21 protein-coding genes and 2 pseudogenes are annotated in these 16,770 nt (G+C 70.5%); 11 read left to right on the forward strand and 12 right to left on the reverse strand.

Going from position 1 to position 16,770, the window contains the following annotated elements; genetic code table 11:
* Positions 1-233, reverse strand: a 233-nt coding sequence (locus E1281_RS10090; protein ID WP_131877020.1) for a hypothetical protein, incomplete at its 3' end; no start/stop codon positions are given.
* A 547-nt stretch (positions 234-780) separates the two neighbouring features.
* Here E1281_RS10090 and E1281_RS41160 point away from each other — a divergent pair.
* Complete coding sequence (locus E1281_RS41160; RefSeq protein WP_207943206.1) at positions 781-966, forward strand: hypothetical protein; 186 nt, start codon at positions 781-783, stop codon at positions 964-966.
* Positions 963-1,160, forward strand: a complete 198-nt coding sequence (locus E1281_RS41165; RefSeq protein ID WP_207943207.1) for a hypothetical protein — start codon at positions 963-965, stop codon at positions 1,158-1,160. The genes E1281_RS41160 and E1281_RS41165 overlap by 4 nt, the downstream gene beginning before the upstream one ends.
* 229 nt (positions 1,161-1,389) lie before the next feature.
* Here E1281_RS41165 and E1281_RS10100 read toward each other — a convergent pair.
* Positions 1,390-1,914: pseudogene (locus tag E1281_RS10100) on the reverse strand (class I SAM-dependent methyltransferase); the annotation flags it as partial.
* 205 nt (positions 1,915-2,119) lie between these two features.
* Between E1281_RS10100 and E1281_RS10105 the strand changes: the two are divergent.
* The gene (locus E1281_RS10105; protein WP_131877021.1) at positions 2,120-2,632 is read left to right on the forward strand and encodes a hypothetical protein; all 513 of its coding nucleotides are present in this window, start codon (positions 2,120-2,122) and stop codon (positions 2,630-2,632) included.
* A 311-nt stretch (positions 2,633-2,943) separates the two neighbouring features.
* Positions 2,944-3,888 carry an alpha/beta fold hydrolase gene (locus E1281_RS10110; RefSeq protein WP_131877022.1) on the forward strand — a complete coding sequence of 315 codons (945 nt, stop codon included), beginning with the start codon at positions 2,944-2,946 and terminating at the stop codon, positions 3,886-3,888.
* Positions 3,889-3,906: 18 nt separating this feature from the next.
* On the opposite strand, the gene E1281_RS10115 is transcribed toward E1281_RS10110, so the two are convergent.
* The 4 genes from E1281_RS10115 to E1281_RS10130 form a co-directional block, all read right to left on the reverse strand.
* Entirely contained in the window at positions 3,907-4,668 is a 762-nt protein-coding gene (locus E1281_RS10115; RefSeq protein ID WP_131877023.1) for an alpha/beta fold hydrolase, read from the reverse strand.
* A gap of 226 nt (positions 4,669-4,894) precedes the next feature.
* Positions 4,895-6,637, reverse strand: coding sequence for a BCCT family transporter (locus E1281_RS10120; RefSeq protein ID WP_243716782.1), 1,743 nt, complete (start codon positions 6,635-6,637; stop codon positions 4,895-4,897).
* A 615-nt stretch (positions 6,638-7,252) separates the two neighbouring features.
* On the reverse strand, positions 7,253-8,224 hold the full coding sequence (locus E1281_RS10125; protein WP_131877024.1) for an NAD(P)-dependent alcohol dehydrogenase: 972 nt from the start codon (positions 8,222-8,224) through the stop codon (positions 7,253-7,255).
* Positions 8,225-8,248: 24 nt separating this feature from the next.
* Positions 8,249-8,449, reverse strand: a complete 201-nt coding sequence (locus E1281_RS10130) for a hypothetical protein (protein WP_131877025.1) — start codon at positions 8,447-8,449, stop codon at positions 8,249-8,251.
* Between E1281_RS10130 and E1281_RS10135 the strand changes: the two genes are divergently transcribed.
* The 5 genes from E1281_RS10135 (at position 8,448) to E1281_RS40135 (ending at position 12,364) form a co-directional block, all read left to right on the forward strand.
* Positions 8,448-8,939, forward strand: coding sequence for a DinB family protein (locus E1281_RS10135; RefSeq protein ID WP_131877026.1), 492 nt, complete (start codon positions 8,448-8,450; stop codon positions 8,937-8,939). The genes E1281_RS10130 and E1281_RS10135 overlap by 2 nt on opposite strands.
* Before the next feature lie 224 nt (positions 8,940-9,163).
* Entirely contained in the window at positions 9,164-9,760 is a 597-nt protein-coding gene (locus tag E1281_RS10140) for a hypothetical protein (protein WP_131877027.1), read from the forward strand.
* A gap of 162 nt (positions 9,761-9,922) precedes the next feature.
* Positions 9,923-10,798, forward strand: coding sequence for a TrmH family RNA methyltransferase (locus E1281_RS10145; protein ID WP_243716784.1), 876 nt, complete (start codon positions 9,923-9,925; stop codon positions 10,796-10,798).
* A gap of 184 nt (positions 10,799-10,982) precedes the next feature.
* A complete protein-coding gene (locus E1281_RS10150; RefSeq protein WP_131877028.1) occupies positions 10,983-12,182 on the forward strand; it encodes a serine hydrolase domain-containing protein in 1,200 nt (399 codons plus the stop codon).
* Between the two features lie 26 nt (positions 12,183-12,208).
* Complete coding sequence (locus tag E1281_RS40135) at positions 12,209-12,364, forward strand: hypothetical protein (RefSeq protein WP_165958857.1); 156 nt, start codon at positions 12,209-12,211, stop codon at positions 12,362-12,364.
* Positions 12,365-12,522: 158 nt separating this feature from the next.
* Here the strand turns inward: E1281_RS40135 and E1281_RS10155 are convergent, their stop codons facing one another.
* The 3 genes from E1281_RS10155 to E1281_RS41790 all read right to left on the reverse strand — a co-directional run bounded on the left by E1281_RS10155 (position 12,523) and on the right by E1281_RS41790 (position 13,987).
* Positions 12,523-12,792: a hypothetical protein gene (locus E1281_RS10155; RefSeq protein WP_131877029.1), complete on the reverse strand. Its 270-nt coding sequence runs from the start codon at positions 12,790-12,792 to the stop codon at positions 12,523-12,525.
* A gap of 451 nt (positions 12,793-13,243) precedes the next feature.
* On the reverse strand, positions 13,244-13,384 hold the full coding sequence (locus E1281_RS41785) for a hypothetical protein (RefSeq protein ID WP_243716785.1): 141 nt from the start codon (positions 13,382-13,384) through the stop codon (positions 13,244-13,246).
* Positions 13,385-13,396: 12 nt separating this feature from the next.
* Complete coding sequence (locus E1281_RS41790; protein WP_243716787.1) at positions 13,397-13,987, reverse strand: hypothetical protein; 591 nt, start codon at positions 13,985-13,987, stop codon at positions 13,397-13,399.
* A 102-nt stretch (positions 13,988-14,089) separates the two neighbouring features.
* Here E1281_RS41790 and E1281_RS41795 point away from each other — a divergent pair.
* Positions 14,090-14,401, forward strand: a pseudogene (locus E1281_RS41795) (CAP domain-containing protein); the annotation flags it as partial.
* A gap of 10 nt (positions 14,402-14,411) precedes the next feature.
* On the opposite strand, the gene E1281_RS10170 reads toward E1281_RS41795, so the two are convergent.
* The 3 genes from E1281_RS10170 to E1281_RS10180 form a co-directional block, all read right to left on the reverse strand.
* Positions 14,412-15,182, reverse strand: a complete 771-nt coding sequence (locus E1281_RS10170) for a CAP domain-containing protein (protein WP_131877030.1) — start codon at positions 15,180-15,182, stop codon at positions 14,412-14,414.
* A gap of 259 nt (positions 15,183-15,441) precedes the next feature.
* Positions 15,442-15,762 carry a PPOX class F420-dependent oxidoreductase gene (locus tag E1281_RS10175; RefSeq protein ID WP_243716788.1) on the reverse strand — a complete coding sequence of 107 codons (321 nt, stop codon included), beginning with the start codon at positions 15,760-15,762 and terminating at the stop codon, positions 15,442-15,444.
* 58 nt (positions 15,763-15,820) lie between these two features.
* Positions 15,821-16,327, reverse strand: coding sequence for an NUDIX domain-containing protein (locus E1281_RS10180; protein WP_131877031.1), 507 nt, complete (start codon positions 16,325-16,327; stop codon positions 15,821-15,823).
* Between the two features lie 127 nt (positions 16,328-16,454).
* Between E1281_RS10180 and E1281_RS10185 the strand changes: the two genes are divergently transcribed.
* Positions 16,455-16,760: a PGPGW domain-containing protein gene (locus tag E1281_RS10185; RefSeq protein WP_131877032.1), complete on the forward strand. Its 306-nt coding sequence runs from the start codon at positions 16,455-16,457 to the stop codon at positions 16,758-16,760.
* Positions 16,761-16,770 lie beyond the last annotated feature (10 nt).

Here is a 16,770-nt window from a genome sequence, read left to right on the forward strand (position 1 = left end):
GTAGTGGTCTTGTCGTCGCGTTCGTCGGCGGGGTTGGTGCCAGCGTCCTTGTCCTGGGTCTGCTGCGCTCTGCCTTCTTGCTGTTCGCGGGCGCGACGGAGGCTTTCCAGACGGGACGGCTGGCCGGGCGAGCCGGGGTTGTCGGGCGGCGGGGTGTTGGGGCGCTCTTGGGAGGCGGGATTGTCGGACGTCTCCGTGCGTGTGTCGGTCTTGGTGGTGTCTTCAACGCCCACGCCCGCGGCCCTTTCCCTGGGGGAGGCGAACCGCCCCTCAGGGCATCGGTCGGACGGCTCGCACGGGGTGTGTGCCTTGACGCGCGGGGCTGACGCCGGAGCCACACCGGCACCATGTAATCGCGCACTCCCGAACTTTGCACGTGCCGAAATGGACCGTCCGGCGCGCTACCCGCGTCCTACATCGTGTCGCGGCGGTTTCGGCATGACTTCGTCTCCCTATTGCGCTGAATACAAGCCCTTCAACGGTTCGATCACTTGTTATTCAATAGATACGGCCAGGTCTCGTTTGTCAGGCTTTATACACGAATGTGCCGATCTAGCGATGTGTAGCCGTCCGACGGCAATAGTCGGCCTGACTGGGAGCCTGTGCCCGACCGGGGTGATGGGCGACCCGTGCCACCATCCTCACGGGTGCGACAGAGTCGACTGCTGGCTTGGCGTCCTCGGCCACCACGGCCTCCCTGATCGCATCGGTTGTGACGGAAACGACCTCGCGACGCGGGCCGAGGTCGGGCCGAGGTGTGGGTCGGACAGGATTGAGGCTGTGGAGCCCTGTTTCAGGATCGGTGACGGCTATGCGTTCTACGCAGGTTTGTTGACGGACAATGCCCTGCATTGGCATGCGGCCTTCCAGGTCGCCTCGGGGGCGACGATGGTGGATGCCGCCGGAATGGAGCACCGGGCTGCGGCGCTGATCGTGCCCCGACGGTGCGCCATCGCATGGTTGTGACGGCAGCGCGCACGTTCTTCATTGAGCCGCACTGCGCGTTCGCGGAACGGCTGCGCGAGCGCTGCGGGGACGGCATCACCGCGGCGCCGGAGTTGCGGGACCTGGGTGAGGACGACGTCCGGCCCACTTCTGCGCTCCCGGCAAGCGGGCTCGATCCGCGTCTGCTGGAGGCGATGACCCTGCTGGCGGGGTAGACGATGCCCGATATCGCGGCCCAGGCGGGCTGTCGCCGCAGCGCCTGCGGAGCCTGGCGCGCGGTCAGTTGGGCATGCCGCTCGCGCGCCTTCGCCTGTGGCGGCGTCTGGCCGCTGCAGCCCAGGCGCTGCGCGATGGCAAGCCGCCGGCCCAGGCGGCGATCACGGCCGGTTCGCCGACCAGGCCCATCTCAGCCGGGAGATGCGCCAGATGATGGGCGTCACGCCATCAACAGTGCTGCCGGTGTTGCGCTCGTCGGCGACGCGCAAGGTAGATGGAGATCGATCCGCTCAGCGTTGACACGACCTCGGCCTCGCGCACGTCGGCGAATCCCGCCTTCGACATCAGCTTGGGCAGGACGCCGTCGGCGTTGGGCTGGGTGTCCTCCTTCCCGTCCGCCAGCTGGACGATCCGGAACGCCAGCCGCATGAGCCTGGTGCGCTGGAGCCCGAAGTCGGCGATCACCAGCTTGCCGCCGGGCCGTAGGACCGCGTGTATCGACGCGAGGATCGCCCGCTTCATCGCGACCGGGCACTGATGGAGGACGAGGCTCGACACGACGGTGTCCACTGAGGATTCACCCAGAACCTCCACCAGCGCATCGCCCCATTCCGGACCGCCACTCCGGCGACGGACCGTCGGCGGGGACCGGCCGGCCTTGCGCCCCGCTATCGCCAGCGTGTCGGGGGCGGGGTCGACGCCGACGATTCGCGCGGCAGGTTCAAGGCGTTGCAGCAGCAGGGCCAGCGTGGCCGCGCGACAACCGTTCGCGCGTCAGGAGGATCATGGAGTCATACAGGCCGGTCAAGGCGAAGCGGCCGGTCGCGGGGGTGAAGGTCTGCTCTAGAGGTGATGGTGCACCGGACACTTCCGCCCGACGCCCGAAAAGTCCAGAATGGTCTTGTCGATCTTCACTCCACGCCGGGGGCCTGCCATGAGTCGTCGATGGGCTGTGCCGGTGGCGCTCTGCCTGATGCTGGCGGCCGGCTGCGGTGGCGGGGACCCCGAACCGCGCGCCGACATCTCCCAGCCGGCGAGCAGCCCCAACACGGAACCGGCCACCGAATCGCCGGTCATCGGCGACCTTTACCTCGACCGGGATGACTCGTACGCGGAGAAGAAGGGCACCGAGACGGCCTATCCCGAGGTCGCCTGTGACGACCGGCGGGCAGTGGCCAAGGTGCTGTCGCGCTATCTGGACGACACGGTGCCCGATTTGCGCGGCAGCGACTGCATAGATGACACCGACCTGCTGGTGGACATACGTGCGTGCCTGCGGCTCATGGGCGCCGAGCTCCCGTGCAAGGGAAGTGAGCGCGGCTCGACCTACCGCATCGTCAAGATCTCGACGGACGAGCGCTACAAGGGCGGCGACTGTCCCGACGCGGCGGAGCAGTTCGGCCCCACCTCGCTGCCAGGCGGAACCAGCGCCCTGGACGAGGTGCAGTTCTACTGCGCAGTCGAGCACTGATCGCAGAGACCGAGCCCTCGTTCGTCCCACTACGTCTGGATCATCTAGACCGTGCCTGCATTTCTCCCCAGGCCGGCCACAAACGCAATGAAGGCGGTAGCCGAGCTTCGCACCGACACATGACCGGCGCCGGCCGACGAACCGGCAAGGGCCGCGGCCGTGGTCCCTGACCCGGCGGCACGCACACCTGGAGCAACGGCCCGTTCTACTCCCACACGGCCTCGACTTTTGGCACGATCTACGAAACCGGCCGGGTTCGTTGTCAGTCGGCTGCATGGTCGGAAGGTTCTTAAACAGATATCTCTGTTCATATGAGAGGACACCGATTCCGGCGCGGCTTCGCCGCTGCCGTCACGGCGGCATGCACGGCGCTCTGCGCGGGGACCGCCTCGGCGGCGCCCGCGGTGGCGGAGACCGCCCATCCCGTGGGCGACCTGACGACGGCGGTCGGCAACTTCCTGTTCAGCCCGGACGCTGTCGCCGGGGCGAACGACTGGACATGCGAACCGTCCGGCGAGCACCCCGTTCCGGTGGTCCTGGTGCACGGTACGACGTCGAATCTCGGCTTCTCGGGGGCCAGGCTCGCGCCGATCCTGGCCAACGCCGGATACTGCGTCTACGGGTTCAACTACGGCGAGACGTTCTCCAGCTTCGGCCGCGTGTACGGGCTCGGCGACGTGGCGGAGTCGGCGCGCACCATGAGCGCCTTCGTCCAGAGGGTGCTGGACGCCACCGGAGCCGCCCAGGTCGATGTGATCGGCAACTCCCAGGGCGGGATGATGCCGAACTACTACGTCAAGCGTCTGGGCGGCGCGGCCAGGGTGCGCACGATGATCGGCCTCGCCCCGACCAACCACGGCACCACCATGGGCGGCCTGGTCGACATCGCCCGCTCGATGAACGTGCTCGGGCTGGTCAACGACGCGTTTCGCTTCGTCGGGGCACCCGCCTACCCCCAGCAGGAGGAGGGTTCCGACTTCCAGAACGCGCTGTTCGCCGACGGGGACACGGTTCCCGGGGTGCGGTACGTGACGATCGCGACCGCGCATGACACGACGGTCACCCCGCTGACGAACTCGTTCCTGCACGGCGGCGATTCCACCAACATCCTCGTGCAGGATCTCTGCCCGGACGACCCGGTGGGCCACTCCGGACTGTGGTTCGACGGGCCGGTCACGCAGATCATCCTCAACGCGCTCGGCCCCGACACCCCGGGGTTCAGGCCGCAGTGCACCGATTACGGCCCGAACATCTGACCCGGACACCTGACCCCGTCAACGCCGCAGGAAGGCCTTGACCATCGGCAGCACCAGATCTGCCCGCGCGGTGACCTCAATGTGCTTCGTTCCGGGCAGGATGGCCAGTTGCGAGTCCGGCAGCCGGTTGTGCATCTCGACCGCGTGCTCGGGTCTCACGAAGTCGGTGTCGCCGATGATCATCAGGATCGGCATGGTCAGGCGGGCGAGTTGCTCGTCCGTCCATGGTTCGAAGCCGTGCGCGGCCGGTTGGATCTTCTCCAGGAACGCCTCGAAGTGATCCGGGTCGGGCGCCACCTCGATGTAGGCCTGATACATGGCCGCGCCGTCCTCCTCGGTCGGCAGCCGGGGCGAGTCCTGCTCCGGCGCCGTGATCTCCGGGTAGTAGGCGTCCGGGTGGAAGTGCGACGCGGCCAGCACCACCCGGCCGACCCGGTCGGGGTGGCTGGTGGCGACCTCGGTCGAGACCAGGCCGCCCATGCTGTAGCCGAAGAAGTCGGCCCGGTCGATGTTCAGGTGGTCCAGCAGCGCGAGCACGTCGGCCGCGCACTGCCCGATGCTGAACGGCCCGTCGCGGTCGGCGGTGTGGCCGTGCCCCTGCAACTCGACGCCGATCACCTGACGGTCGCCGGTCAGCTCCGGCAGAAGCGCGTCGAAACTCAGGTGGAACGTGTGCACGCCGCCGTGCAGCATGATCAGCGGAGGGCCGGGGTGGCCGGCTCCGTGCACCTCGTAGTAGAGCTCGATGCCGTTCACCGATGCGTACGCGCTCTGGGCCATCGGACTCGTCCTTCCGCTGGAGTAGGAGATCAGTGGTGGTGACCGCCGGCGTGGACGAAAGTCATCGGGCTTGGACGGCGGAATCGCGGGCCGACCACGCAGGCCGGGAAGCGGACGCGAACGCGGCCCGCTCGTCTCCGGCCCGACCCGCTCTCGCCGCGGCCCTCAGGCCGGTGGACCAGGCGCCTGCCGGCGGACGCCGCGATGCTCGACCCCAGGTCGATCGCTACTTGGAGCCGCTGGACACCTCCTCGGGAGGCGGCTTCGACTCGGCCGGCGGCTCGGACCGACGCTGCATCTTCGCGAGTTGCGCGGCGTACGCGGCGTGCGACTCCTGTTTGAGTCCCAGGGCGAGGCTGAACATCATGAGGAAGGACAGGAGGAAGATCGGGAGCCCGATCACCGTGATGACCTGCTGCAAGGCCTTCAGGGCCTCGTCACCGCCGAGGACGATCAGCGAGGCGGCCAAGGCGCCCTCGGAGGTCCCCCAGAAGACGCGCTGCCGCACCGGGCCGGCGTCGGAATCGCCGGCGCAGAGCATGTCCACGACCAGCGACGCCGAGTCCGAGGACGTCGCGAAGAACAGCGCCACCACCAGGATCGCGATGCCCTGGATCAGGGTCACCGCCGGGTAGTTCGAGAAGAACTCGAACATCGCCAGCGGGATCTGCTCGTCGACGATGACCTCACGGGTCAGATCCCCGCCGCTGCCGCCGATGCCGTCGATCCGCATGGCCGACCAGCCGAAGATGGCGAACCAGACCACGGTGAACAGCGACGGGGCGAGCAGGACGCCCCCCACGAACTGCCGGATCGTGCGGCCCTTGGAGATGCGCGCGAGGAACACGCCCATGAACGGCGCCCAGGTGACCGTCCAGGCCCAGTAGAAGACGGTCCAGCCGCCCTGCCAGCCCCAGCCGCCGTCCTTGGTGTAGCCGGCCATCGAGTCGTTCCACAGGGACAGCCCGACGAGGCTCTCCAGGTACCGTCCCGTGCTCTCGAAGATCTGCCGGAGCAGGAAGACGGTCTCGCCCCCGGCGACGAGCACGAAGATCATCAATCCGACGGCCATCAGGATGTTGAGGTTCGACAGCCGCTTCACGCCCTTGTCGAGGCCGGCCACGATGGAGCCGACCGCGACGACGGTGAGCACGGTGATCACCAGCACCCGGGTGCCGACGTTGTCCGAGAGCGGCGTCAGCGCGCCGAGCCCGGCCGAGACCTGCGAGGTCCCCAGGCCCAGCGAGACCGCGAGGCCGAACAGGGTGCCCAGGACGGCGAAGATGTCGATCGTCTTCCCGATCGGGCCGTGGATCCGGTCCTTCAGCACCGGGTAGAACACCGAGCTGACCCGCATCGGAAGGTTGTACCGGTAGATGAAGAAGCCGAACGCGAGGCCGGGCAGGGTGAAGATCGCCCAGGTGTGCAGGCTCAGGTGGTAGAGCGAGAAGTTCATCGCCTCGCGGGACGCCTCGACCGAGTGCGGCTCCAACCCCTCCATCGGTGGTTCGGCGAAGTGCGAGATCGGCTCGGCGACCCCCCAGAACATCAGCACGGTGCCGATGCCGCCGGCGAAGAGCATCGCGAACCAGGAGAGGTTCCCGTACGCGGGACGGGCGTCGTCACCGCCGAGCCGGAGGTTGCCGAACCGGCTGAGAGCGACCCATGCCAGGAAGACCAGCCACGTCGTCACTCCGAGGATGAAGAACCAGCCCAGGTTGGTGACGATCCAGTCCCGTCCGGCGGTGAAGACGTCGTTGATCTGGCTGGGGAGCAGAAGCATCACGACCAGGAACACGATCATCAGTCCGGCCGAGACGAAGAAGATGGTGGGGTCCGTGCGCAGACCGAGTCTGCGGGCGAGCTCGGCGAGCGGGCCTTCCCCCGCACGCGATGGCATGGAGTCGTTCGGATCGCCCTTGGACGGATCGCCTTTGGATTCGATGCCGTCGGCCGGAGGCTCCGCCATGACTGGACCTTTCCTGTGGCGTCAACAGATGGCCGTGCATTGCAGCGTGATAATGAAACCGATGCTTCACCGTTACCTGGCATCGGGTTTCGGATCTCGGGGAGCGGCGGGTTCGGTCCTTTCAGTGCAAGCACTTTCGGGTTTGGAGGATAGGACGTGTCCCAGCTCGTGTCCACGCCACTTGAGGAACAATTTCAGAGAAGACCCGGGTGGGCTTGCCCGGCGCAACGCGCCGGCGGACGGAGTGGCCGACCACCGGGCGGGCCGTTGGACGCCGTGCCGCTATCTGGGACAAAGGCTCGAACTCACGCTGAGCCTGAATCCGCCGCGTGAATTCTGCCGATCGGCGGGTTGCCTTTTGCGGATTCGGGTACGTTCGTCTGCCGCTCACGGTTGTCGCGACCACGGCGCCCGGCCGCTCGTGATCGGAGAGGTGCCCATCCCGCCGCGCCGGTCGGTCGGCCGGTCGACGTGACCGGGAGATGCGGGGCGAGATAGCCGATGTTGATCTTCCCGGTGTTCTCGGCGGCGTTGAGGTAGTGCATCCGGGGGCGCTCATCCCGGTGCATCGGGCGGTCAGGCGGGCCGGTCAGGCGGGCCGGTCAGGCGGGGCGGTCAGGTCGGAGGTACGACGTCGATGACGACGTTGCCGATCTTCTGGCCCGTCTCGGCGTACCGGTAGGCCTCGACGATCTGATCCAGCGGATACCGCCGGTCGATGACCGGTCTGAACCGACCCGACTCGATCAGTTCCCGCATGTACCGCACCATCTCCGCGTCCTGCCGGGGGGCCGCCAACTGAACCTTCTTCCTGCGGAACAACGGCGTGACGAGCGCAAGGACGGGATTCTGCCACCAGGGCCCCAAGTCCGAGAACACGTAGATTCCGCGGGGTTTCAACAGCCGCCTGCACTGCCCGAACGTGGTCTTGCCGACCGCGTCGATGACCACGTCGTATCGCTGCTCGTCCGCGGTGAAGTCCTCGGCCGTGTAGTCGACGACCCGGTCGGCGCCCAGGCCGCGCACCATTTCAAGGTTCGCGGTGCCGCAGACCGCGGTCACCGTGGCGCCGAGATGCTTCAACAACTGCACCGCCGCCGAGCCGATGGCGCCGGTCGCGCCATAGACCAGGACGTCCTGCCCGGCTTCGATTTGCGCCTTCCTGATGGAGGCGAGCGCGTAGTGCGAACCCTCGGTACCGGGAGCGGCCTCCCCGAACGAGATGCCCGCCGGCATGGTCGCGATCGCGCCGTCCTGCGCGATCGACAGGTACTCGGCATGCGTCCCGAACGCACCCTCGTTGTATCCGAAGACCCTGTCACCCACGGCGAAGGACGCGACGCTGGCGCCCACCGACTCCACGACTCCCGCGAACTCGGTCCCCAGCACCTTGCGCCGTGGCCGGACGAGCCCGGTGACAGCCCGCATGAAGAAGGGCTTGGCCGCACGGTAGGCGCAGTCCGTCCGGTTCACCGTCGTCGCGTGGACCCTGACGAGAACGTCCTTGTCTCCGACTGAGGGCTTGTCCACCTCGGCGATCCGGACCACGTCCGGCGGGCCGTACCTTAAATTAACCGCGGATCTCACAAATGCACATTATCGGGTCGATCCTCAGCACGTCCCTCCCTGCAGGGATTTCACAAGGTGCCGGAAGACCTCCCGCTGCGCGCCGGACATCTCGTCCAGCCACTCACCCTCCGAACCGTGGGTGAGAAAGAGTCCGGCCATCTCCACCGACAGCACCCCGGCGAGGTCGCCGACCGTGTCCGGTATGCCGGATCGCCTGAACCGCCCGACGAAGGAGACCGCCATGCCCACCGCCGGCCGCCGCCGCGACACCCCGCCGCCCCGGACCGGGGGCAGCGAGACCGAGGTCCTGCGCGGCTTCCTGGACCACCTGCGGACCTCGATCGCCGCGAAGGTCGACGGCGCACCCGAACCGCAGGTCCGGACGGCGGCGGTGCCGTCCGGCACGAACCTGCTCGGGCTGCTCAATCACCTCACCCACGTCGAGCGCAGCACGTTCCTCGGGGACGAGGTCACCGACTGGCAGGCGACGTTCCACGCCGCACCGGCCGACGGCGTGGCCGACGTCGTCGCGCGTTACCGCGAGACGGTCGAGCGCGCGAACGACGTGCTGGACGGGTGCGCCGACCTCGGCGCACCGGTGCCCCGCCCACGACCGCGCAGACCCGCCCCCAGCGTCCGCTGGGCACTCACCCACATGATCGAGGAGACCGGCCGCCACGCCGGCCACGCGGACATCCTCCGCGAACTGATCGACGGCGCGACCGGGCGCTGACCACTCCCGCGACCGGGTGCCGGCCCGTCCCACCGCCGTGCCCTCGGGACGACGCGCGATGCCCGTCCGGGGTCGCGCGTCCGCCGCCCTGAGCGCTCCCGGGGCGTTCCGCAGGCTTGCGGCCCCGCCGGACTGAACGAGCGCGGGCACCGTACTGCAGATCTCCTGCGGTGGCGGACGGTCAGAGGTGCACCTACAAACCAAAGCCTCGAAAGGAGCTTCCAGTGGAAGACGTCTACAAGCGCTTCCTCGGGGGATGGGAACGTCGCCAGGAGTTGCTCGACCGGGCACAGCGGCAATGCGCCACCATCGGCGGCCTTCGTGCCGCTGAGGCCGCGAACATCAGTCTGGACGACTACGTTCACGCGTTGGAGGCCGGCGCTTCCGACGAGAACATCCACGCCGCCGTGGCCGCAGGCATCCTGCCCTGGCTGTACGTCAGGGCGCTGAAGGCGAAGGCCACCCATGAGCAGATCATGGAGGCGCACGCCAAGAAGATCGCCAAGAACCCGGCCTTCGCCTGGGGCATCGGCGGGTCCGGCTACATCGACCTGCTGGAGCGCGGCGCGGCGCCCGACCAGCTCCTCGTCCTGCACGGCAAGGAGGTCCACCCGGAGACCATCCGGTTCGCGCTCACGAGCGGCCTCGGCATCGCCAAGCTGCTCGAGGCGCACGACCGGGGCCTCCGCGACGCCGACCTCTACTGCTGCGCGGAGGCGCAGGAGAACCGCGTGGACCCCGATGCGGTGATCGACGCTCATCGACGGGGGCTGCGCGGGCTCGACCTGTACAGCCACATGAGGAGCCTCATGGATCCGTGACCGCACCGGCACGCGATCCGAGCCGCTGCGGGCGGGCCGCTCGGCCCTGTCCGCGTTGAAGGTCGCCGGCCTCCGTCCCTGGACGGAGGCCGGTTCTTTCATCGGTCACCGAGGGCGGCGTCCGGGCATGCGTCATCAACGGCAGGACTGGCCCAGATCGTCGTGTGGAAGACTGGGGCGTTCGCCGGGCGGATGCGAGGACTGGAGTTCTGGGTGGGAGGTGTGCTGCGGATTTCGCGGCCCAACGCGCGGTTCCAGCAGTGGGAGGCGCTGCTGCGCAATCGGAACAAGCGGCAGCGGGCCGGGGAGTTCCTGGTGCAGGGTGTGCGGCCGATCAGCCTGGCGGTGGAGCGCGGCTGGCCTGTGCGGGCGCTGATCCACGATGCCGAGCGGCCGCCGTCGCGGTGGGCGGCCGGGATTCTGGAGCGGACCGGGGCCGAGCGGGTGGCGATGGCGCCCGAGCTGCTGAGCCGGCTGAGCGGCAAGGAGGACGAGGCCGTCGAGCTGGTGGCCGTGGTGGCGCTGCCGGACGATGACCTGGCGCGGATCCCGGTGGGGCCGTCGACGCTGGGCGTGGTGTTCGACCGGCCGGGCGGACCCGGCAACATCGGCACGACGGTGCGTTCGCTGGACGCGTTCGGCGGTGCCGGGCTGATCGTCACCGGGCACGCCGCCGACCCCTACGACCCCAAGGCGGTGCGCGCCTCCACCGGATCGCTCCTGGCCGTGCCGGTGGTCCGCGTCCGCTCCCACCGCGAGGTGCTGGACTGGGTGCGGCGGGAACGGGACGCCGGGCGGCCGCTCACCGTGGTCGGCACCGACGAGCACGGCGCCGCCGACATCGCCGAGGTCGACCTCACGGGTCCGGTGCTGCTGGTGATCGGCAACGAGACCGCCGGGCTGAGCGCGGGCTGGCGGGAGGGCTGCGACACGATGGCGCGGATCCCGATCGGCGGTGCGGCCAGTTCGCTCAACGCCGCCAGCGCCGCCACGGTCGCGCTGTACGAGGCCGTCCGCCAGCGCGGCCGCCGGCCATAGGCCACCGCGGTGTTGTGACCGACCCGGTACGGCCGCGCTCGTGAGATCGGCGTGCCGCGCCGGTGCCGTCGGCTCGGTGCCGGGCCCCCCTTTGGTACGACGCCGTTGGTGGCTCTCGCGAGCGATGCGCGATGAATCCCGCGGTCTCTAGCGTGACGGCTCTCGACGATCGAAGGGAGCACGCGTGATCCAGCGACGGCGTGCGGTGGGCGGCGCACTCACTCTGACCGTGGCGGCCGGTCTCACCCTGGGAGCGCTCGCGATCGACGACGTACCGCGGCGCGACGCCGCCGCCACGGTCACCGTCGCCGGGGCCGCCGACACCGCCGGGCACGCTCGCCTGCGCGAACTTCTGAGGCGGCTGACCACGGCGGACGGCGCGCCCGGAGCGCTCGCCGAGGTACGGAACCGGCGCGGCGCGACGGTGCTGACCAGCGGCGTCGCGGACGTGCGGCGCCCCACGCCGGTGCACCGCGACAGCAGGTTCCGGATCGGCAGCATGACCAAGCCTTTCGTGGCGACGGTCGTGCTCCAACTGGTGGCGGAACGCCGCGTCGGCCTGGACGCTCCGGTGGAGCGCTATCTGCCGGGCGTCATCCGCGGACACGGCAACGACGGGCGGCTGATCACCGTCCGCCAGCTGCTTCAGCACACCAGCGGCCTGCCCGACTTCCTCGCCTATCTCGACCCCCAGGAGACCCTCAAGGACCCGCTGGCCCACCACGACGTCCGCGACCTGCTGGACATCGCGCTGGCCCACCCGCCGACCTTCGAGCCCGGGACCGGCTGGCGCTATTCCAACACCGGCTACCTGCTGGCCGGCATGCTCATCGAAGAGGTGACCGGCCGCACCTACGGCCAGGAGATCCGCAGGCGCATCATCGCACCGCTCCGCCTGCGCGAGACCCATGTACCAGGGGACGCCCCGGCGATCCCCGGCCCGCATCCGCACGGGTACGCACGGCCAGGGCCGGACGCGCCCCTCACCGACATCACCGTGATCAATCCTTCGGTCGGCGGCGCGGCCGGTGAGCTGATCTCCAGCGGCACCGACCTCAACCGGTTCCTGGGCGCGCTCGTCGGCGGCAGGCTGCTACCCCCGGCCCAGCTCGAGCAGATGATGACCGCCCGGCCGACCGGAGCCCCCGACGGCCGCGCCTACGGCCTCGGCCTGGAGAGCACTCCGTTGCCCTGCGGAGGTCTGTACTGGGGGCACACCGGAGACTTCCCCGGCTTCGAGACCGCGGGCGGCGCCACGGCCGCCGGCCGCCAGGCGACGGTCATGGCGAACCTGGGCCCTGGCGGTCCGGACGCGCAGAGCGATGGAATTGAGGCCGCCGTCCAAACCGCCCTTTGCGAGGGGCGTCCCGCGGCCACCCAGTAGCGCGCCCCACCGGTGAAGGAGCCCCCGTGATGCCGCCGATGTGCGTGATCTGCATGCGAGTCCCTCAGGACGAGGATGAGTTCTCGTTGTTCGAAGGCGTCAGGTTCGCCCTCGACGCGGACGAGGAAGCGCTCGCGCGGGAGCGGGAACGGGAGGGCTGGGCCGCCATCCCCCATGGGTGATGTGGTTTTGCGACGAGCATGTGGGACTGGGGGAGGACCTGGCGCATCTCCACTGGCGCGAGGCCTCGGAGCGCCTGCGGGCGTCCCGAAGGTAAGGCGGCGGTGCCCTCGCGCGGGACGGTGCGCTCGACCCCGGCAGCTACCCGTTCTGCCGGGTGTCAGGGCGCATCGGTGACGAGTGGCCCGGTGCTCTGGCCCGGGGGATTCGGGGGCCATTCGCTTCGGGTGAAAACCGGGAACGGGAGGTGCAGGGCGGGAAGGGCGCCCTTGGTCTGCACGTGGACCGATATCTGGACGCCGTCGGTCCGGGTGGTCGGGAACTCGCCTTCCAGGCTGCAGCGGGACAGGTACGCCAGCCCTTGCTTCAAGTGGACGCGTGGCCCCGGGTCGAGATGGGCGGCCCAGTCGGGCTCGGTATCCCGCCTCATCCAGGCGAAGCAGGGGGATGGCGGTTTCGGAATGGTGGCATGCGGAATTGGAAGGTCACCTCGCACGTGTGCGCCCGGGACCTCGCAACCGTGAGCACGACCCGGCTGTCAGGCTGCCGCCACGTCCCCGAACGTCCGCGGCCCGATGCGCGGGCCGGGCGGCGCGGGCAGCGCGGCGGTGACCGCGGACGAAGCCCGCGGCGGTGCGGCCGGTGATCTGCGCGGCGCGCGTCGTCCGGGTGGCGTCGAGAGCGAAGAACCCGGTTCTCGGGAGAATTGGGTGGGTTCTTGTTATCTGTGGTGTTCTGGGACCTCTCCAGAAGGATCAGCGGTGAGGCTCTGGAGGACGGCGATGCGTGTGGGCACGGAAGTGGACCGGCTCGTCCGGGCGGGCTCAGGAGGGGGACGAGGACGCCCGCGAGCGGCTCGTCGCCGAGCATCTGCCGCTGCTCTACAACGTGGTCGGCTGGGCGCTCGGCGGCCACGCCGACGTGGACGACGTCGTCCAGGAGTCGGTGCTGCGGGCGCTCGGCGGGCTGGGCGGGCTGCGGCAGCCGGAGCGGTTCCGGTCGTGGCTCATCTCCATCGCCATGAACCAGGTGCGTCACCGCTGGAGGGCGCAGCGCGGCAGGACTCCGCTGGATCCGGAGGACACGGCCCGGGTCGCGGGCGCCGAGGCCGACTTCGCCGAGGCGGCCGTCCTGCGGCTGGAGCTGTCGGAGCAGCGCCGGGAGATCGCCGAGGCGACGCGGTGGCTGGACCCGGACGAGCGCGAACTGCTCGGGCTGTGGTGGCTGGAGGCGTCCGGGCACCTCACGCGCAGGGAGCTGGCGGACGGGCTGGGGCTGTCCGCCCCGCACGCGGCCGTCCGTGTGCAGCGGATGAAGAAGCAGCTGACGACGTGCCGCGGCATCGTGCGCGCGGTGGGCGGACGGCGCTGCGACGCGCTCGAACCGGTGCTCGCCGGCTGGGACGGACGGCCGTCGCCGCTGTGGCGCAAGCGGATCGCCAAGCACATCCGGACGTGCCGGGCCTGCGCCGCCCGCCAGCGCGACCTGGCACCGCCCGAAGGACTGCTGGCGGGTCTGGTGATGGTGCCGTTCCCCGCCGAGCACCCGCTCCACGCCGCGTTGACGGGCGCGGAGGCGACGGTGAGCGCGGGGCAGGGGCTCGGGCTGTCCGCAGGCGCCGGCAAGGCGGGCGCGCTGTCCGGGGGTAAGGGCGGGCTGTCCGGCGCGACCCCCTGGGTGGCGGGACGGCCGCGGTGGGTGTGGCCGCCGCCGCGGTCTTCTGGGGTGTGCGGGACGCGCCGCCGGACGCGGCGCCTCCCGTCCGCGAACCCGCGGCGCCCGTCCAGCGGACGCCGCCGCCGAGGGACGCCCCGCCGCCGCCCGATCCGCGGGGCGAGGACCGGGTCGAGCGGCCGGACCGTGCACCCGCGCCCACCGTCGAGCAGCGGGTCGTCCGGCTGGTCAACGCCGAGCGGGCCAGGGCCGGGTGCCGGCCGCTGCGCGTCTCACCGGCCCTGCACCGGGCGGCGCGGCGCCACTCCGCGGACATGGCCGCGCGGCGCACCCTCGACCACCGGGGCTCCCGCGGCGGCGACCCGGGGGACCGCATCACCGCCGCCGGGTTCCGCTGGAGCGCGTGGGCGGAGAACATCGCCCGGGGCCGCCCGACGTCACCACGCCGATGCCGATCTCGGCGAAGCCGCAGTTCAGGATGTTCTTCCGGTGGCCGGGGCTGTTCATCCAGGAGTTCATCACGCTCGCGGGCGTCGGCTGCCCCTTGGCGATGTTCTCGCCGTAGGTGGACCAGCGGTACCCGGTGGCGGTGATCCGGGCGCCGGGGTCCCTGCCGTCCGGGCTGGTGTGGCTGAAGAAGCCCCGCCGCGCCATGTCGGCCGAGTGGCCCTGCGCCGCCTTCGCCAGCTCGGCGTCGGAGGTCACGGCGCGGCATCCCCGCTTGGCGCGTTCCTTGTTCACCAGCGCGATGACCTTCGCGGCGGTGCCACCCCCCGCGGCCGGAGCCTTCGTCCGGGCGGGCCTGGGCCTGGCCCGACGGGTCGTGCGCGGCGCCCGCGTGCGCGGCTTCGCGGTCTTCCGGGGCGCCTTGCGTGTGCGCGTGGGAGTCGCGGTCGCGGTGGGCGACGGCTCCGCGGCGTCCGGGACGGCCGGGGGCGACGCGGCGGGGGAGGCCGAGGAGTCGCCCGCGGCCGGTGCGGCGCCGGAGCCGCCGCCGAAGGCGCCGCTCGCCGTACCGGCGACCCCGCCGATCACCAGCAGCCCCGCCGCGCCCGCGGCCGTCCACGCCGCCGCGCGCCCGGACACCGTCCGCTGCCGCCGCCTCGGGCCCGGTCCTCCGCTCCTGGGGGGATGGGGGGTGCTCATGGTGATGCCACGTCCTCTCGTCGGGTGCCTGTGGATACGGTGCAGACCCCCGACAGGACGGGCGATAACAGAAAAGTCAGAAAATTCAGGTTCGAGGGGGCGCGGCCGGGATCGTCACGCCCTCGCCGAGATCCGGGCGGCGCACCGGAGGCGCATTGCGCCGCGCCGAGGCCCGCCCGCTATCGGACGGTGCGCTTGGTCATCCCCTGGGTGTCCGGATCGAGACCCCAGCTGAAGATCCGGTGCGGATGGATGCGGATCAGGTCGCCGCTGGTGGCGGCGTTCCGCGGGCAGCCTCGACGACGGTCTCGGCGCGTCCGCGGATCTCTATGCCGCGGACGCGCCACGGCGTGACCGAGGCCAGGTCGTCGACGACGAAGGCGACCCGGTCGTTGTCGCTGAGGTTGCGGTACTTGCGGGTCCTTGCGAGCCGCCAGCCGCGGATGTCGATGGTGCCGGTCTCGGTGTTGTAGGTGAAACCGACGGGATTGTTCTGGGGCTCGCCCTTCGCGTCGACGGTGGCCAGGCGGCCGAGGCGCTGGGTGGCAAGGTACTCGCGTTCGTCGTCAGTGAGGATCACGGCTCCAGCATGGGATCTCAAGCATGGTCGAGGTCAAGGGGGCCGCACCGCGCTAGGGTCAGCCCGACAGCGACGTGATCAGGTTCCGGAGGCGGGGGGACATCTCGTTCGGCAGGTCGTCGAACGCGTACCAGCGGGCCTCCAGGATCTCGGCGGTGTCGAGTTCGAGCCGCCCGCCCGTCACCTGGGCCTCGTAGTACGCCTCCACCCGGTGCCGGAAACCGCTGGCGACGCCGAGGGGGCGCCCGGTGACCTCCACTTCCAGGGACGTCTCCTCGCGGATCTCGCGGGCGACGCCGTCCTCCAGCCGCTCGCCGGCGTTGACGTAGCCGCCGGGCAGGCCCCACGCGCGGTAGGCGGGCCAGAGGCGGTGCCGCAGCAGCAGGACGCGGCCCTGATCGTCGCGGACGATCCCGCCCGCGTACACCAGGAACGTCTGGTGCCGCAGCCGGGCGAGCCGCCATTGCGCACGCCCGCCGAGCCGTTTCCACAGCCGTGCGACCATCCGGTGAACCAGCGTCCCGGGGCGCCCGCGCGGCCGGGGCGCGGCAAACCGGATCTTCATTGCCGAAATGCTAGCCGCCCCCGATCGGTGTGGCGCTGGCCACACCGGGGCCCGATCGGGATCTTCGGGGCCGTTCCGAGTCGTCCCAAAGGGGAGAAGCCGAACGACCCCGGGGGGCGATGTGACCATGACCGCGACGGAGCGAGCCGAGTCGGACGCGGAGACGGCGCCCGCGCCGGCGCGCCCGGCCCCCGTCCGGATGCTGCGGAAGATCGCGGTCACGATCGCCGGGACCGGCCTGATCGTGGCCGGCGTCGCGATGCTGGTGCTGCCCGGCCCCGGGATCGTCGCGATCCTCGCCGGTGTCGGGCTGCTCGGCACCGAGTTCCCCACGGCCCGCCGCGTCAGCGTCCGCCTGAACGGCTACGCCCGCACCGCGTGGCACCACATCAAGACGAAGCTGCCCCGAAGCCGCACCGCGTCCAAGCGGTAACGGTCCGGCG

Origin of the sequence: Actinomadura sp. KC345 (assembly GCF_004348515.1) — a bacterium.
Taxonomy (GTDB): Bacteria; Actinomycetota; Actinomycetes; order Streptosporangiales; family Streptosporangiaceae; genus Spirillospora.

Bases quoted from the DNA above. Each gene is read 5' to 3' on its own strand.
- E1281_RS10110 (WP_131877022.1), top strand. From the start codon at position 2,944: ATGAGAGGACACCGATTCCGGCGCGGCTTCGCCGCTGCCGTCACGGCG.
- E1281_RS10115 (WP_131877023.1), bottom strand. From the start codon at position 4,668: ATGGCCCAGAGCGCGTACGCATCGGTGAACGGCATCGAGCTCTACTAC.
- E1281_RS10120 (WP_243716782.1), bottom strand. From the start codon at position 6,637: ATGGCGGAGCCTCCGGCCGACGGCATCGAATCCAAAGGCGATCCGTCC.
- E1281_RS10135 (WP_131877026.1), top strand. From the start codon at position 8,448: ATGCCCACCGCCGGCCGCCGCCGCGACACCCCGCCGCCCCGGACCGGG.
- E1281_RS10130 (WP_131877025.1), bottom strand. From the start codon at position 8,449: ATGGCGGTCTCCTTCGTCGGGCGGTTCAGGCGATCCGGCATACCGGAC.
- E1281_RS10155 (WP_131877029.1), bottom strand. From the start codon at position 12,792: ATGAGGCGGGATACCGAGCCCGACTGGGCCGCCCATCTCGACCCGGGG.
- E1281_RS41785 (WP_243716785.1), bottom strand. From the start codon at position 13,384: ATGGCGATGGAGATGAGCCACGACCGGAACCGCTCCGGCTGCCGCAGC.
- E1281_RS10170 (WP_131877030.1), bottom strand. From the start codon at position 15,182: ATGAGCACCCCCCATCCCCCCAGGAGCGGAGGACCGGGCCCGAGGCGG.
- E1281_RS10180 (WP_131877031.1), bottom strand. From the start codon at position 16,327: ATGAAGATCCGGTTTGCCGCGCCCCGGCCGCGCGGGCGCCCCGGGACG.
- E1281_RS10185 (WP_131877032.1), top strand. From the start codon at position 16,455: ATGACCGCGACGGAGCGAGCCGAGTCGGACGCGGAGACGGCGCCCGCG.